Below are 22314 nucleotides of genomic sequence, written 5' to 3'. Positions count from 1 at the left end.
CTAGCATCCCATCCGCATTGCGTTACCGGGCCCCAGCGGCCGTCCGGCGGGGAGCCGCCGCCCCCTGCGCCGCCTGCCGCTTGCGCAGCCGGTGCCACAGCCGCCAGCCGAGCAGGGCCGCGAGCACCACCGCGTAGACCGCCACCTCGCCAAAATCGTTCTTGCCCGCGCGCATCCAGAAAAAATGCAGGATGGCCAGCCCCGCCACCGCGTATACGCTGCGGTGCAGGGCCTGCCAGCGCCTTGCACCCAGCGCCTTGATGGCGCGGTTGAACGACGTGGCGGCGAGCAGCGTGAGCACCAGCAGCGCCAGGGACCCCACCAGGATGAAGGGCCGCTTGACGATGTCGCGCACGATGTCGGCCACATCAAAGCCCATGTCGAACCAGGCGTAGCTCAGCAGGTGCAGCAACCCATAGAAGAACACGAACAGCCCCAGCATGCGCCGAAAGCGCGCGAGCTGGGGCGTGGAGGCGAGCACGCGCAGCGGTGTCACCGCCAGCACCAGGCACAACGCGCGCAGCGTCCAGTCGCCCGTGGCGCGGATCAGGGCTTCGGCAGGGTTGGCCCCCAGTTCGTTGGCGGCCGCGGCATACACCAGCCAGGCCAGCGGAAGCAGGCACAGCACGAACACCCCGGGCTTGGCGGCAGGATGGAGCAGCAGTTTTCGCATGGGGGCAAGGGCCGGGCCGGGCTTTCGCCACCGGACGTGACGGCGAAGCCGGGCGGACGCGGCGGTCAGTAGAACTTCTTGAGGTCCATGCCCGCGTACAGCTGCCCCACCTGGGCTTCGTAGCCGTTGAACATCAGCGTCTTGCGCTTCTTGGCAAAGAGGCCGTCTTCGCCAATGCGCCGTTCGGTGGCCTGGCTCCATCGGGGGTGGTCCACCTCGGGGTTCACGTTGGAGTAGAAGCCGTACTCCTGCTTGGCCGCCTTGTTCCACGCCGTGCCTGGCTCCTTCTCGACAAAACGGATCTTGACGATGCTCTTGGCACTCTTGAATCCATATTTCCAGGGCACCACCAGGCGCACCGGCGCGCCATTCTGGTTGGGCAGCACTTCGCCGTACATGCCGAACGCCAGCAGCGTCAGCGGGTGCATGGCCTCGTCCAGGCGCAGGCCCTCCACATAGGGCCAGTCAAGCACGCGCGAGCCGACAAACGGCATGGTGGCCTTGTCGGCCAGCGTCACGAATTCCACATACTTGGCGCTGCCTTGCGGCTCCACCCGCTTGATCAGTTCGGACAGCGAATAGCCCACCCATGGAATCACCATCGACCAGCCCTCCACGCAGCGCAGCCGGTAGATGCGCTCTTCCTGGGCACTGAGCTTGAGCAGGTCTTCCATGCCGTACTTGCCAGGCTTCTTCACCAGCCCTTCGACTTCCACGGTCCATGGCGTGGTCTTCAGGGTGTGAGCGTTGCGGGCGGGGTCGGCCTTGTCGGTGCCGAACTCATAGAAGTTGTTGTAGGTGCTCGCGTCCTTGTAGTCGGTGAGCTTTTCCATCGAGATGGCGCCTGGTACGGTGGACTTCGCACTGGCCAGCGCCACCAGCTTGCCAGGACGCGCGACAGTTCCCTGCTGTGCCAGCGCCTCGCGCCCGGCCCAGGCGGCCAGTGCCGCGCCCGCCGCCCCGCCGGCCATCAGCCGGAGCATCCTGCGCCGCTCCTCGTACACCGAGCGGGGCGTGATCTCGGAGGAATGCGGGTGGTTGAAACCCGGTTCGCGGGATGGAATCAGCATGGGTGTCTCCGGTGGTTCTCGGTTGAAACGGACTCTGCGATAGAGCGGAACAACTGCTAGTTCGTTCCCTGGGCCGTTCAGGTTACACCGAAGACACAATAGTTGCAGGCGCCGCCTGCCTGCCGGGCAGGGGCGTGCGGGCAGCCGCGGGCCTACAGCGTGCCGTAGCTGTGCAGCCCGCTCAGGAACATGTTCACGCCCAGGAACGCGAACGTGGTCACCGCCAGGCCGACCAGCGCCCACCAGGCCGAGACGGTACCCCGCAGGCCCTTCATGAGACGCATGTGCAGCCAGGCCGCGTAATTGAGCCAGACGATCAGCGCCCAGGTCTCTTTCGGGTCCCAGCTCCAGTAGCCGCCCCAGGCCTCGGCCGCCCACAGCGCCCCCAGCACGGTGGCGATGGTGAAGAACGCAAAGCCCACGGCGATGGACTTGTACATCACGTCGTCCAGGATCTCGAACGACGGCAGGCGCGCCGCGATGCGCTTGCGGCCGAAGAGGATGCCCGCCACGATGAATGCCGAGATGCCGAAGTACACCATCCAGTAGCTGCCGCCGTTCTCGGTGGCGCCCTGGCGGAACACGATGGGCTCGAAGCACAGGACCACGCCCAGCAGCCACAGGGGGGCCAGCTTGTACCAGCGGGTTTCGGTGGCCTGCTGCTTGATGAGGTAGGCGAACGCCACCATGGCAGCCAGCGCGAACGTGCCGTATCCGATGAAGTTGGCGGGCACGTGCAGCTTCATCCACCAGCTCTTGAGCGCGGGCACCAGGGGCTGGATCTCATGCGCCTCGCGCACCACGGTGTACCAGAGCAGAAAACCGACCGCCGCGCTCACCACCAGCATCACAAAGCCGCCCAGGGCGCGGGTGTCGTACTGCTGCTCGTAGTACAGGTAGAACGCCGCCGTCATCCAGCAGAACAGCACGAACACTTCATACAGGTTGCTCACCGGGATGTGGCCGATGTCCGGGCCGATGAGGTAGCTCTCGTACCAGCGCACCAGCGTGCCGATGAGCGCCATGGCCACGGCCACCCAGGCGATGCGCGAGCCGAGCATGCCCATGGTCCTGCCCTCGCCGCGCGAGAACATGCCGATCCAGTAGAACGCGGTGCTGATGAAGAACAGCATGCTCATCCAGAGGATGGCGGACTGGCTCGACAGGAAGTACTTGAGGCCGAACACCGTGTCCGCGCGCGCCAGGCTGCCCGCGCCGTCCTGCTGGTACAGGCCGATGGCAAAAAGCGCCACCGCCGTCACCACCAGCATCAGCACGCGCAGCGGCCGCCAGAACCAGCCCAGCCAGATGGTGCAGGGAATGGCACCCAGCAGGATGCCTTTTTCGTACACATCCATGTAGCTGCCGTAGCGCTGCAGCGCATAGAGGCCGCCCACCGCCACGATGGCCGCGAACAGCCAGTCGAACCAGTTGCGGCGGGCGAAGAACCCCTCATTCAGGGTGATCGCGGTATTCGTGTTGCCGGTGGCGGTGTTCATGCGGTGCCTTCCGGGGCCTTGCCGGCCCCGATCAGTTTCTGTGCGAGCTGTACAAACTCCTGGTCCCCGTCCATGGTCTTGCGGTTCGTGGACAGCGCCATGGTGGCGTGGCTGCCGCCGCCCTGCGGCGCCACCCAGACCCAGACGCGGCGCTCGCGCACGTACAGCATGGCAAAAACACCGAGGATCAGCAAGGCGCAACCCAGATAGACAATGTTCTTGCCAGGGGCTCGGGCCACCTGGAACACGCTGGCCTGCACCTGGGTGAAGTCCTTGAGCTCGAACGCCAGTGGCGCGGGGTAGATCTGCGCGTCGCTGAGCGACAGCACGGCCTGGGTCATGAAGCCCCGTGTCTGTTCATCCTGCGGCAGGCGCGGCAGGCCCGCGTTCTGGCGCGACAGCTGGGCCACCTCAAACAGCGTGCCATTGAGAATGCGCACCAGCACTTCGCCGGCGCGCGCGCGCTCGGCCTCCGGCACATTCGCCTCCATGAAGTCCGAGACCGCCTGCAGGCCACCGGTGGGCTTGCCGTCCACCATGCCGCGTCCGGCGAACAGGGCCAGCGCCCGCGATGCGGACTGCTGCAGCTGCTCGGCCAGATCCGTGCGCGAGGCATCGATGGCCTGCGCCACATAGCGGCGCACCGCCTGTTCGCGCGCCGCCGGGTCGGCCAGAGCGGCCTTCAGGCGCATGAAGCCGTCCATGCCGCCCTTGTCATCGGCCGGCACGCGAAGGTATCGGAACGGTTCCGCCGGGCTCTCGCGCACCCCCAGCAGGAACACCGGCACGCCGTCCCCCGTGTCCACGGGCAGCATGTAGTTGTGGAACTCGCGGGCCTGGCCCGCCGCGTCGCGCAGCTTGTAGCTCACGCTGGGGCCCACGTTGCGCAGCTCCTTCTTGGTCACGGTCTTGTTGGCCGCGCCCAAGCGGGACTCCACCGACTCGCGCAGGTCCACCTTGCGCACATCGACACCGGTGCCGCCCGGGCCTGCCCCGCCGAAGTTCTCGACATTGATGGTGCGCAGCGCCGTGAATTCCAGCGTCAGCGTCTCGCTGCCAGTGCCGCCGCCGTTGTTGGTCAGCTGGGTGGAATTGCCCACCACGCCCTCGACATCAAAGGCCTTGGCGCCTGCCACCATGGGCACGGCCCGCAGCTTCAGGTGCGAACCACCGTCGTCGAAGCTCGACTGGTAGATCTCGATGCCGCGGTAGCTGGCCGGGTGGTTCACCTCCACGCGCGCCGGGGTCTTCTCGCCCGTGGCCTTGTCATGGATGACGATCTCGCTGGCAAACAGCTTGGGCATGCCGGTGGAGTAGTGCTCGACGATGAATTTCTTGAGTTCGATGGCGAACGGCAGGTCCTGCAGCAGCACGCCGTCGGACTGGTTCAGGATCGCCGTGCTCGACTGCGTGCCCTCCGCCACGAGCAGGTTGCCGCGGAAGGTCGGGTTGCGCTCCGACAGGCGGTGCTCGGGCTTCACATCGGCGATCAGCCCTCCGCCCTGGTACGGGGTCTTGCCGCCCAGCAGCATCTGGGCGCGCACGATGAGGTCACCGTCCAGCAGGCCACCCACGCACACCAGCACGATGGCGCTGTGCGCCGCGATGTAGCCCAGCTTGTTGGCAGCCCCCGCCTTGGCGGCCACCATCCAGCCGGTACCGGGGCCGGTGGCCGTGTCGCGCTGCTGCAGGCGCACTTTCCAGCCGCCGCCCGCCAGCATGGTGCCGATGCGGCGCGCCTCGGCCTCGGCGGACCCGCTCAGCCCTGCCTCGGCCTTGTGGTGGAAGGCCTTGAGGCTTTGCTCCCGGATGTTTTCCTTGTAGACCTTCAGGTCGATGAGGATCTTGGGCGTGTTGCGGGCAATGCACAGCGAGGTGCTGACCACCAGGAACGCCAGGATGAGGAGGAACCACCAGGCGCTGTAGACCGCGTTGAGCTGGATGGCGCCGAACAGCTCGGCCCAGAACGGCCCGAACTGGTTGACATAGTTGACCGCCGGCTCATGCTGCTTGAGCACCGTGCCGATCACGGAGGCGATGCAGATCACCGTCAGCAGCGAGATGGCGAACCGCATCGAGGACAGCAGTTCGATCCCTGCGCGCAAGGCCTGGGAACCAGACTGGATGCGAAGGCCTTGGGTGTTGTCGGACATGGATGGAAACGTGGGCTTCGGGGCGCGAAAGAAAGAAAAAGGGCGGGACCATCTGTGCGATGGGCCCGCCCGTTTTGGGATTGTTATTGGCGGTAGGTTCCGTGCGGCCCGGTCTTTCGGGCCACAAGATTGACGAAAATCAAATCGCTCAGCGCAGGCCGGCGATGTAGTCGGCCACGGCCTTGATTTCCTTGTCGTTGAGCTTGGCCGCCACTTGCGTCATCTGGATGCTGTTGGCGCGCGAGCCGTCGCGGAAGGTGTTGAGCTGTGCCACGGTGTAGTCAGCGTGCTGGCCCGACAGGCGGGGGTACTGCGCGGGGATGCCGGCACCGTTGGGGCTGTGGCAGCCCGCGCAGGCAGCGATCTGGCGGTCGGCGATGCCGCCACGGTAGATGCGCTCGCCCAGGGCGACGAGGTCCTTGTCCTTCGCGAAGCCGGCCTTCGCGGGCTTGGCGGTCACCCAGTACGCGATGTTCCGCATGTCGTCATCCGACAGGGCACTGGCGAAACCCTTCATGACGGCGTTGTTGCGCTTGCCGGACTTGAATTCCTGCAGCTGCTTGACCAGGTATTCGGGGTGCTGCTGCGACAGCTTGGGGTTGGCCGCGATGGCCGAGTTGCCATCGGCGCCGTGGCAGGCGGCGCACACCGCGGTGTAGCTGGCCTCGCCCTTGACGAGATCCGGCTTGGCCGCTTTGGGGGCATCGCCCGCCGCAAAGGCCGAAATAACAGGTGCTGCCAGTGCGGCAGCCGTCAGCAAGGAGGCGAGCAACTTCATATCGAGGGTCTGTGTTTATGTGCGCAAAACCTCGCGATTCTACAATGAGGCTCCCTCGCATCCCAATTCCCCATGACGACATCTCCTACCGCGCCAGTTGCTGGCTCCCTTCCGCCCGCACCTGACGCCAAGACCGCCATGGGCTGGATGCACACGGCCAAGTTCCTGACCACGGCCGCGCAGCTGCACCACCTGCCGCCCATCGACGTGCCCGAAATCGCCTTCGTGGGCCGCTCCAATGCGGGCAAATCCACCTGCATCAACACGCTCACCCAGCAAAAGCAGCTCGCGTTCGCGTCCAAGAAACCCGGGCGCACCCAGCACATCAACCTGTTTTCCCTGGGCAAGCAGGGCGTGATGGATGCGGTGCTGGCCGACCTGCCCGGTTACGGCTACGCTGCCGTGTCGCGCTCGGACAAGGTGCGCTGGCAGCAGGTGATGGTGAACTACCTGGTCAGCCGCCCCGGGCTCACGGGCATCGTGCTGCTGTGCGACCCGCGCCTGGGCCTGACCGAGCTGGACGAGGCCCTGCTCGAAGTGGTGCGTCCGCGCGTCGAAGAGGGCCTCAAGTTCCTCATCGTGCTGACCAAGGCCGACAAGCTCACCCGCGCCGAGCAGGCCAAGGTGCTGTCGATTACGCGACTGAACGCGGGCGGTGGAGAGGTGAAGATGTTCTCGGCCCTCAAGAAACAAGGCGTGGACGAGGTGGCGCAGCTGCTGTGGCAATGGGCACACCCGGTACAGCCGGCCGCCCCTGCAGCAGCGCCCGACGGCACCGCCGCACCGGAAGCCCCTGAGGATTCTCAGCAAAATTAGGCACGGCGCTTGTCTGTCATGCGCTGCTAGCTATTCAATTCATAGCATCATGATCCAGACCCGCTCCGTCACCCTGCCCCACGGCATCACCCTGCACTGCCGCGTGACCGGCGTGGCCGGCCGTCCGGTGCTGCTGCTGCTGCACGGTTTCCCGGAAGGCGCCTTCATCTGGGACGAACTGCTGCTGCACTTCGCTCGGCCCGAAAACGGCGGCTACCGCTGCATCGCACCCTACCTGCGCGGCTTCGGGCCCTCCAGCAGCCCGGCCGAGGCCGAGGCCTACCGCGCCAAACACCTGGTGCAGGACCTCGCGGCCCTGATCGCGGCCGAGTCCCCGGGCGGCCCGCTCGAATGCCTGGTGGCGCACGACTGGGGCGGGGCCGTGGCCTGGAACCTGGCCAACCAGCAGCCGGGGCTGATGAAGCGCCTGGCCATCATCAATTCGCCCCACCCGGGCACGTTCCTGCGCGAGCTGCAGCACAGCCCCGCGCAGCAGGCCGCCAGCCAGTACATGCACTTTCTCTGCCGCCCGGACGCCGAGGCGCTGCTGGCCGAGAACGACTTTCGCCGCCTGTTCGGCTTTTTCGACGCACCGGACGGCCGCGTCCCCGCCTGGCTCACCGAGAGCGTGCGCGCCCAGTACCGCGCCCTGTGGCAGCAGGGCCTGACCGGTGCCTGCAACTACTACCGCGCCAGCCCCCTGCGCCCACCCCGCGAGGGCGACGACAGCGTGCAGGCGATCACCCTGCCGGACAGCATGCTCACCGTGGCCGTGCCGACCCTGGTGCTCTGGGCGATGGACGACCCGGCCCTGCTGCCCGGGCTGCTCGACGGCCTGCCGGGCTGGATTCCCCAACTGCAGCTGCACCGCGTGGAGCAGGCCTCTCACTGGGTCGTGCACGAACACCCCGAGCGCGTGGCGATGGAGCTGCGGCACTTTTTGCAGCAAAAATGATAGCTGTCAGCGCTTGAAGCGTAAGCGCTGCAGCCTGTTTGAACCCAGTGACAACGGGTGCCTCGCCTGTCCGCGCCCGCGAGCGGCCAGCCAGCAGGAGCCGGCTGCGCCTGGCTTCATTCAGTACACCGAGCCTTCGCCCTCGGGCCGCGTCTTGAAGCGCTTGTGCACCCAGTAGTACTGGCCGGGCGACACATCGATGTAGCGCTGCAGATTGGCGTTCATGAGGGCGGTGTCCGCCTGCACGTCGTCGGTGGGGTAGCCGGGCCAGGCAGGCGAGATCTCGGCCACATAGCCCGTGGGCGTGAGGCGCGTGACCATCGCGATCACCTTGGCCCGCCCCAGCCGCGCAAAGCGCGACAGCGACGGCACGGTGGCGGCCTGCATGCCGTAGAACGGCACGAACAGCGAGTCGTTGCGGCCGAAGTCCATGTCGGGCAACAGGTACAGCAGGCCACCCTTGCGCAGATTGGCGATGATGGGCTTGACCCCGTCGTTGCGGTTGAGCATGCGCACGTCGCCAAAGCGCTGGCGCCCCTCGCGGAACCAGGCATCCACGGCCGGGTCCGGGTGGGTGGAGAAGATCGACGTGAACGCGCGCGACGTGTGCAGCGTGAGCGCCGAGCCGCCCGCATCCATGCCGTAGAAATGCGGCGCGAAGATGATGGTGGGCGTGTCGCCCTCCAGCTCGTTGAGCGCTCCCCGCAGCTTCACGCGCTCGAGCACCACATCCCGGGGCGCGAACCACAGCCAGCTGCGGTCCAGCCACGACTGGCAGAACACCACGAAGGTTTCCTGCGCCCAGGCACGGCGCTGCTGCTCGCTGGCATCGGGATAACACAGCGCCAGATTGCGTAGCGCCACACGCCGGCGCGGCCCGGCCAGCACGAACAGGATGCGGCCGATCAGCCAGCCCATGCCGCGCAGCACCGGCAGCGGCAGGCGCGCCAGCACGCGCATGAACCAGACCCCCAGGCGGCCCGTCATGCGGCCACCTCGGGCGCCGCGGCGGACTCAGCGCGCGGCTGCTTGTAGCGGGCGTAGCCCCACAGGTACTGTTCGGGGCATTGGCGGATGAGGTGTTCCATGGCCTGGTTGATCTGCAGGACGGCGACGTCGATCTGGTCGGACAGCGGCTGTGCCAGCGGCTCGAAGTGGGTGACGAAACCCCGGCCCCAGGGCAGGCGCTCGCAGCGCGCCAGCACCACGGCCGCGCCCGTCTGCTGGGCCAGGCGCACGGCCAGGGTCATGGTGTAGGCGTCCCGGCCAAAGAAAGGCGCCCAGTGGCCCTGCCCTTCGGGCGGCACCTGGTCGGGCAGCAGGCCCACGGCCTCGCCCCGGCGCAGGGCCTTGATCATCTGGCGCACCCCCGCGAGCGTGGTGGGCACGGCGAGCATGCCGGGCCGGTTGCGCGCGGTTTCCATCACCTTGGCCAGCCAGGCCTGGCGCGCGGGACGGTACAGCACGGTGATGGGCCCGCGCTCGGCGCTCCAGCGCCGGGCCGCGGCCTGCGCCGACAGCTCGAAGCACCCCTGGTGGGGCGTGAGGTACACGATGCCGCGCCCGGCCGCGTAGGCCGCCTCGACGCAGGCCTCTCCCTCCAGCCGGCAGGGCATGGGCGCGCCCAGCCACAGGCGGGGCAGCTCGGTCACCATCCGCCCCGCATGGGCCACGGCCGCGCGCACGGTCCCGAACGGATAACCCGCCAGCGCCACATTGGCCAGGAAGCGGCGCCGGTAGGTGGGCGAGGCGGCGAACGCCACCCAGCCCATGGCCGCGCCCATGATGTGCAGCAACCACAGCGGAAATACGGAAAAGAATCGGAAGACGACTGGCATTAAAATGGATGGGTCGCTGAGTTAAATGAGCAACTTGCAGGGCGACGTTAAATAAATCTGCTAAAGCGTTCGCCAAAGCTCCTTCGGGGTGAGGGCAACGCCCCAAATGCCGGAACACAGGAGTTTATTCAAATGGCGAACGACTTTCTCTTTACCTCGGAATCCGTCTCCGAAGGCCACCCCGACAAGGTGGCCGACCAGATCTCGGACGCGATTCTCGATGCGATCTTCAAGCAGGACCCCCGCTCGCGTGTCGCCGCCGAAACGCTGACCAACACCGGCCTCGTGGTGCTGGCCGGCGAGATCACCACCAACGCCCACGTGGACTACATCCAGGTGGCGCGCGACACCATCAAGCGCATCGGCTACGACAACACCGACTACGGCATCGACTACAAGGGCTGCGCCGTGCTCGTGGCCTATGACAAGCAGTCCAACGACATCGCCCAGGGCGTGGACCATGCGTCCGACGACCACCTGAACACCGGCGCCGGCGACCAGGGCCTGATGTTCGGCTACGCCTGCGACGAGACGCCCGAGCTGATGCCCGCGCCCATCTACTACGCGCACCGCCTGGTGGAGCGCCAGGCCCAGCTGCGCAAGGACGGCCGCCTGCCCTTCCTGCGTCCCGACGCCAAGTCGCAAGTGACGATGCGCTATGTGGACGGCAAGCCCCACAGCATCGACACCGTGGTGCTCTCCACCCAGCACCACCCCGACCAGAGCGAAACGCAAACCAAGATGAAGGCCTCGTTCACCGAAGCCATCATCGAAGAGATCATCAAGCCCGTGCTGCCCAAGGAATGGCTGCAGGACACCCGCTACCTGATCAACCCCACGGGCCGCTTCGTCATCGGCGGCCCGCAGGGCGACTGCGGCCTCACAGGCCGCAAGATCATCGTGGACACCTACGGCGGCGCCTGCCCCCATGGCGGCGGCGCCTTCAGCGGCAAGGACCCCACGAAGGTGGACCGCTCGGCCGCCTACGCCGCCCGCTACGTGGCCAAGAACATCGTGGCCGCCGGCCTGGCGCGCCAGTGCCAGATCCAGGTGGCCTACGCCATCGGCGTGGCCGAGCCGATGAACATCACGGTCTACACCGAAGGCACGGGCGTGATCTCCGACGAGCGCATTGCCGCGCTGGTGAAGGAGCAGTTCGACCTGCGACCCAAGGGCATCATCCAGATGCTGGACCTGCTGCGCCCGATCTACGAAAAGACGGCGGCCTACGGCCACTTCGGCCGCGAAGAGCCCGAATTCAGCTGGGAAAAGACGGACAAGGCGGCGGCACTGCGCGCAGCAGCAGGGCTGTAAAACCCGCCGCGCGAATCACGCGCCGTAAGCCCTCCCCGGCCCCAAGCCGCAACGCCCAGGCGTTGCGGCTTTTTTTCGCGCTGCGTCTGGCAGCCGCGCCCAGGGGCCCTCTCCTACAGCGGCAACCCGCCCGGGCTGACGGCCGCGCCCCCGCCCCACCGGTATCGTTCCTGCACACCCTCACGCAGCCCCGGGCTGCTCTTCAACCCCCGCAAGGAGCGACCATCATGCTGAAGTACGCCATCATTTTTGCCCTGATTTCCCTGGTTGCAGGTGCGCTGGGCTTCACCGGTGTGGCTGCCGGCGCCGCTGGCATTGCCAAAGTGCTGTTCGTGATCTTCCTGATCATCGCCGTGGTGTTCGTGGTCCTCGCCGCCGTGGGCGTGGGCGCCGCGCGCAAGGCGCTGAAGTAGCCGCCACGGCTTGGTTGCACCCCCACGATCCACGCACAAGAAAAGAAATCAGGAATCCCATGGCCCTCAACATCTTTGAAGCGCTGCGCGAAAGCCACGAACGGCAGCGCGCGCTGTGCAAGCAGCTGGTCGATACCAGCGGCGACACGCCCGAGCGGCACGACCTGTTCGAGCAGCTCAAGACAGAACTGCTGGCGCACGAGCTGGCCGAGGAGCGGCATTTCTACATTCCGCTGATGGCGCACGATGCGGGCGTTGATCTATCCCGCCACGCGATCTCCGAACACCACCAGCTCGATGAACTGGTGGAATCGCTGGAGGATGCCGACCCCGCAACGCCCGCCTGGCTGCCGCTGGCCAAAAAACTGGCCGAGAAGGTCGAGCACCACCTGGAAGAAGAGGAACACAAATTCTTCCAGATGGCCGGCAAGCTGCTGACCGAAAAGCAGAAGATGCAGCTGGCCAAGGAATACCTGGCGACCTACGAAGAAGCAAAGACGACGACTGCCTGAGCGGCGACGGCACCCTTCTCACCCCATGTGAAGACAGTGCGTGAATTGCGTGTCGCGCCCCCGCGGGGGAACGTGATCAGCGCCTCAGGCCACCGCTTCCTCGGCCTGCACCACGCAGTTGCGGCCCCGGGACTTGGCCACATACAGGGCGGTGTCCGCGCGCTTGATGAGGGCATGGGCGTCTTCGTGGTGGTCCCAGGTCGCCACGCCAAAACTCGCGCTCACATGGCCCACCGAATCGAAGGGCGCGCCGGCGATGCGGGCACGCACGGCCTCGGCCATGGCCATGGCGGCGTCCACCGGGGTTTCCTTGAGCAGGATGATGAACTCCTCCCCGCCGAAACGCGCCGCGCAGTCGGACGAGCGCAGCAGTTCGCGCACGCGCAGTGCCGTGCTCTTGAGCACCACGTCGCCCGAATCGTGCCCGAAGGTGTCGTTGATGCGCTTGAAGAAGTCGATGTCGAACATCACCACCGACAGGTGGCTCTTCTTGATGCGGGTGTCGGCCATCTCGGTCTCCAGCCGTTCGAAGAAGCGGCGGCGGTTGACCAGGTCGGTCAGGAAGTCCTTGGTGGCCAGGTCCTCGAGCTTGCGGTTCAGGCGCGCCATGGGCTCGATCACCAGCGAGGACAGCGACAGGTTCAGCACCACGAACAGCAGCACGAAGCTGCCCACCAGCGCGCCCATCACGGTATAGAAGGTCTGGCGCGCCTTCTCCAGCGGGAAGTACATCGGCACCTTCACCACCTGGATGCCCACCGTTTCGTTCATGCCCCAGCCAAAGCCGTTCTTGTCGCCATACACCTTGAGCATGGTGGGGGGCGCCACGGCCGGTGTGCTGTGGCAGGCCATGCACTGGGCCTGCTTGATGGTGATGGGGCGGGCCACGTACAGGGCGCGGTGCATGCCCTCGCCCACCTCGCCGGAGACCTCCTTCTTGAGGTCCGCGCGGCCTTCGCGGAAGTCGCCGATGATGCGCTCCTCCCATTCCGTGGCGCGGTCGCGCAGATTGGTGGGATTGAGCACCGCCTCCTTGTACTCATACCCGGGAAAGCGGCTCTGCAGGCGACGCAGGGTCTCCGTGGCGGCATAGGCTGGCACCGTCTGGGGGAGGAATTTTTCCGCCAGCGTCACGTCCAGATGCGGCTTGACGAGCTCGGTGGTGTAGTCGCGGATCGCCATGGCCGCATGCATCATGATCTGCGAGTTGTGCTGCACCTCCTCGATCGCCGACTGCTGCAGGAAGCGGTGCACGTACAGCCCCGCCCCCACCACCGCCAGCAGCAGCACACCCGCCAGCACCAGATTGAATTTCAGCCGCAAAGACATGGATGACCCTCAGGCGCCAGCGTCGGGCCGGCTTGTTGTTGTTGGCGGTGCGGCGGCGGCCCTCCCGGCCCGCCGGCGCGCACCCACCCTTCGTGGGACACAAAGTTTGCGTTTGTGCCAGATTTCCCCGGCGCGGTCCAACTTTTTCGTTCGTTCGTTCGTTCGTGCGCGCCGCCGCCGCCGCCAGGGCGCTACAGCCCCCGTGCGCTCAGCGACAGGCTGCGCCGGTAGGCGGGACGCACCCGGTACAGCTGCGCGGGCCGGTGGGCGCCGCCGGTCTGCAGGGCACCGGGCAGTGCCTCCAGCATCGCGAGCTCGTCCATCTTGCGGCGAAAGCTCACCTTGTTGATCGCCTCGCCCAGCACGGCTTCGTAGACCGCCTGCAGCTGCGGCAGCGTGAAGGGCTCGGCGCACAGGTGCACGGGCATGGACGAATACTGGCTCTTGCTGCGCACGCGCAACACGGCGGCGTCGACGATCTGGCGGTGGTCGAACGGCAACGGCGGCAGGCCGCCGTCCACGGCCACCAGGTGCACACGGCCCTCCGCCTGGGCCAGCGTCCCGGGCGGGACCAGCGCACAATACGCCACCGCCAGGGACCAGCCCCGCGGGTCCCGCACCGCGCCCGAGAAGGTGGCCAGCTGCTCCAGATAGGGACTCTCCAGGCCCGCCTTGGCACGCAGCACGCGGGCGGCGGCGGCCTGGGCGTCCACATCGTCCTGGGCGTGGATGTAACCGCCCGGAAGCGCCAGCGCCTGGGCGAACGGCGCGTGCTCCCGGCGCACCAGGGCCACCTTCAGCACCCCCTCTTCCAGGGTCAGCAGCACCACATCCACGGTGCAGATCACGGCACAGGCGCTGTCGTCGTTCATGGGGGAAGGCACATGGTTCATTGCAGAGATATACGAACGAGGCTACCACCGGGCGGCGCAAACCCCAAGCGCTTGCGTGCTGGCCGCTGGCGCACAGCGGAAACATGAGGTTTCACATTGGTTAGTTGCATTATTAACCTAACAAACCTACACTGTTCCCATACCGAAGGAGAAGCCCATGGCCCGCAATATCCAGCTGCTGGTGATCGACCCGCAAAACGACTTCTGCGACCTGCCGGCCGATTGGCAACCCCGCCAGCCGGACGGCACCCGCACGATGCCCAGCCTGCCCGTGGCTGGCGCCCACGCCGACCTGCGGCGCGCGGCCGCCTTCATCCGCGCGCAGGCGGGGCGGCTCGACGCCATCACGGTGACGCTCGATTCGCACCAGCGCTTCGACATCGCCCACCCCGGCTTCTGGCAGCAGGCCAACGGGTCGGCCGTCGCGCCCTTCACGCCCATCACGGCGGCCCAGGTGCGCAGCGGCGCCTTCACCCCCCGCAGCGCCGCCGCACTGCCCCGCACGCTGGCCTACCTGGATGCGCTGGAAGCCCAGGGCCGCTACACGCTCATGGTCTGGCCGGTGCACTGCGAGATCGGCAGCTGGGGCCACGGCGTGCATGCGGACGTGCTGGCCGCCTGCGGCGACTGGCAGCTGCAGCAACAGCGCGCGGTGCACCACGTGTTCAAGGGCACCAACCCCTGGACCGAGCACTACAGCGCCATCCAGGCCGAGGTGGTCGATGCCACCGACCCGGACACCGCCCTCAACACCCGCCTGCTCGCGGCGCTCGACACCGCCGACCTGCTCCTCATCGCCGGCGAGGCCAGCAGCCACTGCGTGCGCGCCACCACCGAACACATCGTGCAGCACCTGCCCCGCCTGCAGGCGGCGGGCGCCCGGCCCGGCCACATCGTGCTGCTGACCGACTGCATGAGCCCCGTGGGCGGCTTCGAGGCGCAGCACCAGGCCTTCCTCGACGCCATGCGCGCGCAGGGCGTACAGCTGGCCACCAGCACGGAAATCGGCCTCTAGCGCTTGCGGAACAAGCGCAAAAAGCTATAAAAACAGGAGCATCATCATGACCCGCATCATCACCAGCCTGCTCGACACCGACCTGTACAAGTTCACCATGTGGCAGGCCCTGCTGCACCGCCATCCGCAAACACAAAGCGAATACCGCTTCGTGTGCCGCAACCAGCCCCTGTACCCGCTGGCCGAGCTGCTGCCGCAGGTGAACGCCGAGCTGGACCACCTGTGCTCGCTGCGCTTTACCAAGGGCGAGCTCGACTACCTGGGCGGCCTGCGCTTCATCAAGAGCGACTTCGTCGACTTCCTGCGCCTCTTCCAGTTCCAGCGCAACTTCATCGAGGCGCGGGCCGAGGGCGACGCGCTGACCATCGTGGCCCGCGGCCCCCAGGTGCACGTGATGGGCTTCGAGATCTTCGTGTTGGCCATCGTGAACCAACTGTACTTTCGCCGCTTCGACGCGGCAGCAGCGCTGGCCAGCGGGCGCGAGCGCCTGGCCGCCAAGGTACAGCGGTTGCAGGACCTGGCCCGGCAAGCCACCTTGCGCCACCCCTTCGAGCTGTTCGACTTCGGCCTGCGCCGCCGCTACAGCGGCGACTGGCAGCGCGAGGTGGTCAAGACATTTGCAGAGCAGACACCCCAGTGGTTCAAGGGCACCAGCAACGTGCTGCTGGCGCGCGATTTGAACCTGGTGCCCATCGGCACCATGGCGCACGAATACCTGCAAAGCTACCAGGCTTTGGGCGTGCGGCTGCGCGACTTTCAAAAGGCCGCGCTGGAGGACTGGGTGCAGGAGTACCGGGGCGACCTGGGCATCGCGCTGACCGACACCGTGGGCATGGACGCCTTCCTGGCCGACTTCGACCTGTACTTCGCCAAGCTGTTCGACGGCCTGCGCCACGACTCGGGCGACCCGGTGGCCTGGGGCGAAAAGGCGCTGGCGCACTATGCCAGGCTGCGCATCGACGCGCACACCAAGCGGCTCGTGTTCTCCGATGGCCTCGACCTGGAGCGCGCCCTCATGCTGTACCGCCACTTTGGCGACCGCACGCAGCTCGGGTTTGGCATTGGCACGAACCTCACCAACGACATGGGCGCAGACCACAGGCCCCTCAACATCGTGATGAAGCTCACGCACGCCAACGGCCAGCCCGTGGCCAAGCTCTCGGACACGCCCGGCAAGACGCTGTGCGACGATGAAACATACTTGGCATACCTGCGCCAGGTCTTCAGCATTGCATAAGAAGCCCCCCTGAGTCGCTTCGCGCCTTCCTCCGGGGAGACGACGCCCTCACTGCGGGGCGGCCCTTGCTCGGCGTCCCTGGCATGGGCTGCGCCCGTGTCGGCGGCTGCCGACGAAATCGAACCTTAGGATGAATGACACCATGCTCCGCATCACCATCGCCCAGCTCAACTTCACCGTCGGCGACATCGAGGGCAACGTGGCCCGCATGGTGGCCGCCGCACAGCAGGCGGCGCGCGAACAGGCCGACCTCATCGTGTTCAGCGAACTGTCGCTGTGCGGCTACTACCCCGGCGACATGCTGGAGGAAAGCGCCTTCCAGCAGCGCATCGAGGCCGGCCTGGCCGCGTTGCAGCAGGCCTCCGCCGGGCTGCCGCAACTGCACTGGGTGGTGGGTGCGCCCACGCCCGCGCGCGGCCCCGGCAAGCGGCTGCACAACAGCCTGCTGGTGCTGCAGGGCGGCACCGTGCGCCTGCAATACGCCAAGCAGCTGCTGCCCACCTACAACATCTTTGACGAGCGCCGCCATTTCGAGCCGGGACCCGACGTGGCCAAGGTGCTGCGCATCGGCAACGCCCAGGTGGGCCTGCTGGTCTGCGAGGACGGCTGGAACGACCACGGCGCCGACTACGCGACGAACCCCTTCGAGCGCATGCGCGACGCGGCACCCGACCTGGTGGTGAGCATCAATGCCAGCCCCAGCCACATCGGCAAGCGCGAACAGCGCCACCAGATCTTTGGCGGCTCCTCGCGCCGGCACGGCCTGCCCATCCTGTATGTGAACCAGGTGGGCGGGCACGACCAGGTGGTGTATGACGGCGCCTCGTTCGCCGCCGAGCCCGAGGCCGGCATCGTCTTCGAGGCGCCACGTTTCGTCGAGGACGTGCGCTCCCTGCAGTTCGACAACGGCCACTTCTCCATGGGCGACGGCCAGGCCCCAGCTCCCGTGCCGGCCGAGGGCATCCCCACGATGGAGTTCTACCGCCAGCAAATCATGCTGGGCCTCAAGGACTACGCGCGCCGCTGCGGCTTCACGCAGGTGGTGGTGGGCAGCTCGGGCGGCATCGACAGCGCGCTCACCCTCGCGCTGGCGGCCGAGGCGCTGGGACCCGGGAACGTGGTGGGCATCACCATGCCCTCGCGCTATTCCAGCAGCGGCTCGGTCGATGACTCGGTGGCGCTGTGCCGCAACCTGGGCGTGCAGCTCTTCACGCACCCGATCGCCGATCTGGTGGCGGGCTACGCGCGGCAGTTCGAGGCCAGCTTTGGCCCGCCGCTGGCGGGCCTGCCGCTTGAAAATTTGCAGGCGCGCATCCGTGGCACGGTGCTGATGGAGTATTCCAACGCCTTCGGCCACCTGCTGCTCACCACCGGCAACAAGTCGGAAATCTCGGTGGGCTACTGCACGCTGTATGGCGACACCAACGGCGGGCTGGGCCTGATCGGCGACCTGTACAAGACCGAGGTGTTCGCGCTTGCGCGCCATGTCAACGAACACGCCGGGCGCGAGCTGATTCCGCAGGCCATCATCGACAAGGAACCGTCCGCCGAGCTGGCGCCCGGCCAGCGCGACGTGGACAGCCTGCCCCCCTACCCGGTGCTGGACGAAGTGCTCAAGCTGCTGATCGAGGGCGACCGCCTGTCGAGCGCCGAGCATGCGGCCGCGCAGGCCTTCGTGGCCCAGCTGCAGCAGGAAGAAGCCGGCCGCGCGCTGGTGCAGCGCGTGCGCATGATGGTGGCGCGCAACGAATACAAACGCCGCCAGGCCCCCCCCATCGTGCGCGTGCGGGCCCGGGCCTTTGGCAGCGGGCGGCAGATGCCGATTGCGGCACGGTATGCATGAACCATCGATCAGATAAAATCACTACAAAAAAGATAGCTGCTGGCGCTTGATGGACAAGCGCCAGCTGCCAAAAAACCTCAAAAATACAACCCAGCAATGGAGACACATGCTCGATACCGCCATCTACATCGGGCGTTTTGAACCCGTGCACAACGGCCACATCGCGCTGCTGCGGCGCGCGCTCGACAGCGCGCAGCAGGTCATCGTGGTGGTGGGCTCGGCCTGGCAGGCGCGCTCGCCCAAGAACCCCTTCACCTGGCAGGAGCGCGAAGCCATGCTGCTGATGGCGCTGCCCGAGGCCGACCGCAGCCGCGTGCAGGTGCTGCCCATGCGCGACTACTACAACGAGGCCGTGTGGGTGCAGGCCGTGCGCCAGGGTGTGGCGCGTTTGACCGCACCGAATGCGCGCACCGGGCTGGTGGGCCACTTCAAGGACGCCACCAGCGGCTACCTGAGCGCGTTCCCCGGCTGGGAGCTCATCCATGTGGAGCGCCAGGGCCCCATCGACGCCACGGCCATCCGCGACGCCTGGTTTGGTGCGAGCCCCGACACCGTTCCCTCCGCCCTCGCCCCCCTGGCCAACCAGATGCCCCCCAGCACCCTGGCCACGCTGGTCCAGTTCGCGCAGACCCCGCACTACCTGGCGCTGCAGCAGGAGTGGCGGATGCTGCGCGGCTACCGCCAGGCCTGGGCGGCCGCGCCCTATCCGCCCGTGTTCGTGACGGTGGACGCCGTGCTGCGCTGCCGCGACCATGTGCTGCTGATACGCCGCGCCCACGCCCCCGGCAAGGGCCAGCTGGCGGTGCCCGGCGGTTTCATCGAACAGCGCGAAACCGTGTGGCAGTCGTGCCTGCGCGAACTGGTGGAAGAAACCCACTGCCACCTGCCCGAAGCCACCATGCGCGCCGCCCTGCAGTCGGTGGCGGTGTTCGACCACCCCGACCGCAGCCAGCGCGGGCGCACGCTCACGCACGCGCACTACTTCGATCTGGGCGACGCGCCGTTTCCCGTGGTGCAGGCCGATGACGACGCGATGCTGGTGCAGTGGACGCCCATCGGCCAGCTGGCGGGCCTGGAAGAGGAGTTCTTTGAAGACCACTTCCACATGCTGGACCACTTCCTGGGGCTGACGGAACTGCACTGACCGCGCACGGCCGCATTTCGGGCAAGAACTGCTGCCAGCGCTTGTCCATCAAGCGCTGGCAGCTATCATTCAGATAGCATCAAGTCCCCGCCCGCTCGAGCATGGCATGCAGCAGCACGTTGCACCCCGCCGTGATGTGCTCGGGCTGGGCATCCTCGATCTCGTTGTGGCTGATCCCGTCCTTGCACGGGATGAAGATCATGCCGCTGGGCGCCAGCTTGGCCATGTACACGGCATCGTGCCCCGCGCCCGAGACAGCGGGCATGTGGCTGTAACCGAGCTTGGCGGCCGCGCGGCCCACGGCCTCCACGCAGTTCTCGTGGAAGGCCTGGGCCGGGTAGCTGGACACCATCTCGATGTGCACCTGCACGCCGTGTTCCTGGGCCACCTGCCCGGCCAGGGCCTTCACCTCGGCGGCCATCTGGTCCACGAGTTCGTCGGTGCTGTTGCGCAGGTCGATGCTGAACTTGACCCGCCCGGGAATCACGTTGCGGCTGTTCGGGAACACCTGCACCATGCCCACGGTGCCGCGTCCGTGCGGCGGGTGGCGGTGGGCTGCCGCCACCACGTCCTGCATGATGCGCGTGGCGGCCAGCATCGCATCCTTGCGCAGCGCCATGGGCGTGGGGCCGGCGTGGGCTTCCATGCCGGTCACGGTGCAGTCGAACCAGCGGATGCCCAGCACGCCGCTGACCACGCCGATGGTCTTGTCGTTGTCTTCCAGCACCGGGCCTTGCTCGATGTGGGTTTCGAAATACGCGCCGATGGGGTGGTCGCCGGGTTCCTGGTCGCCCACGTAGCCGATGCGTTCCAGCTCGCCCTTCACGGTCTTGCCCTCGGTGTCGGTGGCGGCGTAGGCGTGCTCCAGCGTGAAGGCCTTGGCGAACACGCCCGAGCCCATCATCACGGGCACGAAGCGGCTGCCCTCCTCGTTGGTCCAGAACGCGACTTCGATGGGCGCCTCGGTCTCGATGCCGTGGTCGTTGAGCGTGCGCACCACCTCGATGCCCGCCAGCACGCCGTAGTTGCCGTCGAACTTCCCGCCCGTGGGCTGGGTGTCGATGTGGCTGCCGGTCATGATGGGCGGCAGGCTGTTGTTGCGCCCAGGGCGGCGCATGAAGCCGTTGCCGATCTTGTCGATGGTCACCGTCATGCCCGCCTCGCGCGCCCAGCGGGTGACGAGGTCGCGGCCCTGCTTGTCCAGGTCGGTGAGGGCCAGGCGGCACACGCCGCCCTTGGGGGTGGCGCCGATCTGCGCCAGCTCCATGAGCGAATCCCACAGGCGCTGGCCGTTGATGCGCAGGTTCTCGATATCGGGTTTGACTTTGGTGTCCATGGTGTTCTCCAGAGGCATTGAATCGGTCAGCGAGTCCATCAACGTGCGACAGCGGTAGGCGCCAGGTCCTGCGCACGCTTTTGCACGGCCTGGAAGTTGGCGCCGAACGCGGGGCGCTTGATGTAGCGGCCCTTGCCCTGTTCGGCCCGCAGGTCGCCGTTGGCGAACACCACGCGGCCCTGGCTGATGGTGTGGCTGGGGATGCCGCGCACGGTGCGGCCTTCAAAAATGTTGAAGTCGCCCTTGCTGAACTGCGTCTTGGCCGAGAAGGTCTTGGTGCCCTCGGGGTCCCACAGCACCAGGTCGGCGTCGGCACCCTCGCCGATGAAGCCCTTGCGCGGGTAGATGTTGAACAGCTTGGCGCAATTGGCCGAGGTGATGGCCACGAACTCGGAGGGCGTGAGGCGCCCGGTGTTCACGCCCGCATCCCAGATGGCGGCCATGCGCTCTTCCACCCCGCCCGTGCCGTTGGGGATCTTGGCGAAGTTGTCCTTGCCTGCCGCCTTCTGCGCGGCGCAGAAGGTGCAATGGTCCGTGGCGGTGGTGTGCAGCTGGCCCGACTGCAGGCCGCGCCACAGTGCCTCCTGGTGGACCTTGGGGCGAAAGGGCGGGCTCATCACATAGGCGGCGGCCTTGGCAAAGTCGGGGTCGCGGTACACGCTGTCGTCCACCAGCAGGTGCCCCGCCAGCACCTCGCCATACACCCTCTGGCCGCGCGCGCGGGCGCGGGCGATGGCGTCGGCCGACTCCATGCAGCTCACATGCACCACGTAGATGGGCACGCCGAGCACGTCGGCAATGGCGATGGCGCGGTTGGCGGCCTCGGCCTCGACCATGGGCGGGCGCGAGAGCGGGTGGCCCTCGGGGCCGGTGATGCCCATCTTGGCGACCTCCTGCTGCAGCAGGTACACCAGCTCGCCGTTTTCGGCATGCACCGTGGGCATGGCGCCCAGCTCCAGCGCGCGCTTGAAGCTGTTCACCAGGGTTTCGTCGTCGCACATGATGGCGTTCTTGTAGGCCATGAAGTGCTTGAAGCTGTTCACGCCTTCCTGCTGCACCAGGGTGCCCATGTCGGCGCGCACCTGCTCGCTCCACCAGGTGATGGCAACATGGAAGGAATAGTCGGCAGCCGACTTCTCGGCCCAGCCGCGCCACTTGCGGTAGGCGTCGAGGATGGGCTCCTGCGGGTCGGGAATCACGAAGTCGATGATGCTCGTGGTGCCCCCGGCCAGGCCCGCGGCCGTGCCGGTGAAGAAGTCGTCCATGGTGACGGTGCCCATGAACGGCAATTGCATGTGCGTGTGCGGATCGATCCCGCCAGGCAGCACGTACTGGCCGCTGGCGTCCAGGGTCTGTGCGCCCGCGGGGGCCTGCGCCGCCACGCTCTCGCCCACGGCCACGATGCGGCCGTCCACGCACAGCACATCGGCCGGCTGTTCGCGGTCGGCATTGACCACGGTTCCACCGCGGATCACAAGGGCTTGGGTCATGGGGAT

Annotated in this window: 20 protein-coding genes; 9 read left to right on the top strand and 11 right to left on the bottom strand. The window is 67.1% G+C overall.

Going from position 1 to position 22314, the window contains the following annotated elements; translation table 11 throughout:
• Positions 1-22: 22 nt before the first annotated feature.
• The 5 genes from ACAM51_RS19755 to ACAM51_RS19735 form a co-directional block, all read right to left on the bottom strand.
• On the bottom strand, positions 23-673 hold the full coding sequence (locus ACAM51_RS19755) for a sulfite oxidase heme-binding subunit YedZ (RefSeq protein WP_369641633.1): 651 nt from the start codon (positions 671-673) through the stop codon (positions 23-25).
• Between the two features lie 65 nt (positions 674-738).
• Positions 739-1743, bottom strand: coding sequence for a protein-methionine-sulfoxide reductase catalytic subunit MsrP (gene msrP, locus ACAM51_RS19750; RefSeq protein WP_369641632.1), 1005 nt, complete (start codon positions 1741-1743; stop codon positions 739-741).
• 152 nt (positions 1744-1895) lie between these two features.
• Positions 1896-3242 carry a c-type cytochrome biogenesis protein CcsB gene (ccsB, locus tag ACAM51_RS19745; protein ID WP_218293411.1) on the bottom strand — a complete coding sequence of 449 codons (1347 nt, stop codon included), beginning with the start codon at positions 3240-3242 and terminating at the stop codon, positions 1896-1898.
• The gene (locus ACAM51_RS19740; protein ID WP_369641631.1) at positions 3239-5395 is read right to left on the bottom strand and encodes a cytochrome c biogenesis protein ResB; all 2157 of its coding nucleotides are present in this window, start codon (positions 5393-5395) and stop codon (positions 3239-3241) included. The genes ccsB and ACAM51_RS19740 overlap by 4 nt, the downstream gene beginning before the upstream one ends.
• A 148-nt stretch (positions 5396-5543) precedes the next feature.
• Positions 5544-6173, bottom strand: coding sequence for a cytochrome c (locus ACAM51_RS19735; RefSeq protein WP_218340352.1), 630 nt, complete (start codon positions 6171-6173; stop codon positions 5544-5546).
• 72 nt (positions 6174-6245) lie between these two features.
• On the opposite strand from ACAM51_RS19735, the gene yihA reads away from it, so the two are divergent.
• Complete coding sequence (gene yihA / locus ACAM51_RS19730; protein WP_218293408.1) at positions 6246-6989, top strand: ribosome biogenesis GTP-binding protein YihA/YsxC; 744 nt, start codon at positions 6246-6248, stop codon at positions 6987-6989.
• A gap of 49 nt (positions 6990-7038) precedes the next feature.
• Entirely contained in the window at positions 7039-7944 is a 906-nt protein-coding gene (locus ACAM51_RS19725) for an alpha/beta fold hydrolase (RefSeq protein ID WP_369641630.1), read from the top strand.
• 120 nt (positions 7945-8064) lie between these two features.
• Here the strand turns inward: ACAM51_RS19725 and ACAM51_RS19720 are convergent, their stop codons facing one another.
• A complete protein-coding gene (locus ACAM51_RS19720) occupies positions 8065-8931 on the bottom strand; it encodes a lysophospholipid acyltransferase family protein (RefSeq protein ID WP_218293406.1) in 867 nt (288 codons plus the stop codon).
• Complete coding sequence (locus tag ACAM51_RS19715; protein ID WP_369641629.1) at positions 8928-9782, bottom strand: lysophospholipid acyltransferase family protein; 855 nt, start codon at positions 9780-9782, stop codon at positions 8928-8930. Before ACAM51_RS19715 ends, ACAM51_RS19720 begins: the two co-directional genes overlap by 4 nt.
• Before the next feature lie 132 nt (positions 9783-9914).
• Between ACAM51_RS19715 and metK the strand changes: the two genes are divergently transcribed.
• From metK to ACAM51_RS19700, 3 genes are all read left to right on the top strand, one after another.
• Positions 9915-11096, top strand: a complete 1182-nt coding sequence (gene metK, locus ACAM51_RS19710; RefSeq protein ID WP_218340355.1) for a methionine adenosyltransferase — start codon at positions 9915-9917, stop codon at positions 11094-11096.
• 227 nt (positions 11097-11323) lie between these two features.
• Positions 11324-11509: a DUF1328 domain-containing protein gene (locus ACAM51_RS19705; protein ID WP_218340356.1), complete on the top strand. Its 186-nt coding sequence runs from the start codon at positions 11324-11326 to the stop codon at positions 11507-11509.
• A gap of 59 nt (positions 11510-11568) precedes the next feature.
• Positions 11569-12021, top strand: coding sequence for a hemerythrin domain-containing protein (locus ACAM51_RS19700; protein ID WP_218293402.1), 453 nt, complete (start codon positions 11569-11571; stop codon positions 12019-12021).
• A gap of 84 nt (positions 12022-12105) precedes the next feature.
• On the opposite strand, the gene ACAM51_RS19695 is transcribed toward ACAM51_RS19700, so the two are convergent.
• Together ACAM51_RS19695 and ACAM51_RS19690 are read right to left on the bottom strand one after the other, a co-directional pair.
• Positions 12106-13350, bottom strand: a complete 1245-nt coding sequence (locus tag ACAM51_RS19695) for a diguanylate cyclase (RefSeq protein WP_369641628.1) — start codon at positions 13348-13350, stop codon at positions 12106-12108.
• A gap of 191 nt (positions 13351-13541) precedes the next feature.
• Positions 13542-14222 (bottom strand): NUDIX hydrolase, encoded by a 681-nt coding sequence (locus ACAM51_RS19690; RefSeq protein ID WP_369641627.1) that lies wholly within the window; start codon positions 14220-14222, stop codon positions 13542-13544.
• Between the two features lie 178 nt (positions 14223-14400).
• Here ACAM51_RS19690 and ACAM51_RS19685 point away from each other — a divergent pair, with 178 nt between their 5' ends.
• The 4 genes from ACAM51_RS19685 to ACAM51_RS19670 all read left to right on the top strand — a co-directional run bounded on the left by ACAM51_RS19685 (position 14401) and on the right by ACAM51_RS19670 (position 19482).
• The gene (locus tag ACAM51_RS19685) at positions 14401-15258 is read left to right on the top strand and encodes a cysteine hydrolase (protein ID WP_369641626.1); all 858 of its coding nucleotides are present in this window, start codon (positions 14401-14403) and stop codon (positions 15256-15258) included.
• Positions 15259-15304: 46 nt separating this feature from the next.
• On the top strand, positions 15305-16495 hold the full coding sequence (pncB, locus tag ACAM51_RS19680; RefSeq protein WP_369641625.1) for a nicotinate phosphoribosyltransferase: 1191 nt from the start codon (positions 15305-15307) through the stop codon (positions 16493-16495).
• 142 nt (positions 16496-16637) lie between these two features.
• The gene (locus tag ACAM51_RS19675) at positions 16638-18338 is read left to right on the top strand and encodes an NAD+ synthase (RefSeq protein WP_218340361.1); all 1701 of its coding nucleotides are present in this window, start codon (positions 16638-16640) and stop codon (positions 18336-18338) included.
• 106 nt (positions 18339-18444) lie between these two features.
• Positions 18445-19482 carry a bifunctional nicotinamide-nucleotide adenylyltransferase/Nudix hydroxylase gene (locus tag ACAM51_RS19670; protein WP_218293396.1) on the top strand — a complete coding sequence of 346 codons (1038 nt, stop codon included), beginning with the start codon at positions 18445-18447 and terminating at the stop codon, positions 19480-19482.
• A gap of 79 nt (positions 19483-19561) precedes the next feature.
• On the opposite strand, the gene ACAM51_RS19665 is transcribed toward ACAM51_RS19670, so the two are convergent.
• On the bottom strand, positions 19562-20818 hold the full coding sequence (locus tag ACAM51_RS19665) for a Zn-dependent hydrolase (protein WP_369641624.1): 1257 nt from the start codon (positions 20816-20818) through the stop codon (positions 19562-19564).
• A gap of 38 nt (positions 20819-20856) precedes the next feature.
• The gene (gene hydA, locus ACAM51_RS19660) at positions 20857-22308 is read right to left on the bottom strand and encodes a dihydropyrimidinase (protein ID WP_218340363.1); all 1452 of its coding nucleotides are present in this window, start codon (positions 22306-22308) and stop codon (positions 20857-20859) included.
• Positions 22309-22314 lie beyond the last annotated feature (6 nt).

It is taken from the genome of Acidovorax sp. A79, from assembly GCF_041154505.1.
Classification (GTDB): domain Bacteria; phylum Pseudomonadota; class Gammaproteobacteria; order Burkholderiales; family Burkholderiaceae_C; genus Acidovorax.
The sequence above is the reverse complement of the archived record's forward strand: the minus strand, read 5'-3'. Positions and strand labels throughout refer to the sequence as shown.

Coding starts and splice junctions, on each gene's coding strand:
- ACAM51_RS19735 (WP_218340352.1), bottom strand. CDS start 6,173: ATGAAGTTGCTCGCCTCCTTGCTGACGGCTGCCGCACTGGCAGCACCT.
- ACAM51_RS19700 (WP_218293402.1), top strand. CDS start 11,569: ATGGCCCTCAACATCTTTGAAGCGCTGCGCGAAAGCCACGAACGGCAG.
- ACAM51_RS19755 (WP_369641633.1), bottom strand. CDS start 673: ATGCGAAAACTGCTGCTCCATCCTGCCGCCAAGCCCGGGGTGTTCGTG.
- ACAM51_RS19740 (WP_369641631.1), bottom strand. CDS start 5,395: ATGTCCGACAACACCCAAGGCCTTCGCATCCAGTCTGGTTCCCAGGCC.
- ACAM51_RS19690 (WP_369641627.1), bottom strand. CDS start 14,222: ATGAACGACGACAGCGCCTGTGCCGTGATCTGCACCGTGGATGTGGTG.
- msrP (WP_369641632.1), bottom strand. CDS start 1,743: ATGCTGATTCCATCCCGCGAACCGGGTTTCAACCACCCGCATTCCTCC.
- ACAM51_RS19715 (WP_369641629.1), bottom strand. CDS start 9,782: ATGCCAGTCGTCTTCCGATTCTTTTCCGTATTTCCGCTGTGGTTGCTG.
- yihA (WP_218293408.1), top strand. CDS start 6,246: ATGACGACATCTCCTACCGCGCCAGTTGCTGGCTCCCTTCCGCCCGCA.
- ACAM51_RS19670 (WP_218293396.1), top strand. CDS start 18,445: ATGCTCGATACCGCCATCTACATCGGGCGTTTTGAACCCGTGCACAAC.
- ACAM51_RS19705 (WP_218340356.1), top strand. CDS start 11,324: ATGCTGAAGTACGCCATCATTTTTGCCCTGATTTCCCTGGTTGCAGGT.
- metK (WP_218340355.1), top strand. CDS start 9,915: ATGGCGAACGACTTTCTCTTTACCTCGGAATCCGTCTCCGAAGGCCAC.
- ACAM51_RS19675 (WP_218340361.1), top strand. CDS start 16,638: ATGCTCCGCATCACCATCGCCCAGCTCAACTTCACCGTCGGCGACATC.
- ACAM51_RS19695 (WP_369641628.1), bottom strand. CDS start 13,350: ATGTCTTTGCGGCTGAAATTCAATCTGGTGCTGGCGGGTGTGCTGCTG.
- ACAM51_RS19685 (WP_369641626.1), top strand. CDS start 14,401: ATGGCCCGCAATATCCAGCTGCTGGTGATCGACCCGCAAAACGACTTC.
- ACAM51_RS19720 (WP_218293406.1), bottom strand. CDS start 8,931: ATGACGGGCCGCCTGGGGGTCTGGTTCATGCGCGTGCTGGCGCGCCTG.
- ccsB (WP_218293411.1), bottom strand. CDS start 3,242: ATGAACACCGCCACCGGCAACACGAATACCGCGATCACCCTGAATGAG.
- hydA (WP_218340363.1), bottom strand. CDS start 22,308: ATGACCCAAGCCCTTGTGATCCGCGGTGGAACCGTGGTCAATGCCGAC.
- ACAM51_RS19725 (WP_369641630.1), top strand. CDS start 7,039: ATGATCCAGACCCGCTCCGTCACCCTGCCCCACGGCATCACCCTGCAC.
- pncB (WP_369641625.1), top strand. CDS start 15,305: ATGACCCGCATCATCACCAGCCTGCTCGACACCGACCTGTACAAGTTC.
- ACAM51_RS19665 (WP_369641624.1), bottom strand. CDS start 20,818: ATGGACACCAAAGTCAAACCCGATATCGAGAACCTGCGCATCAACGGC.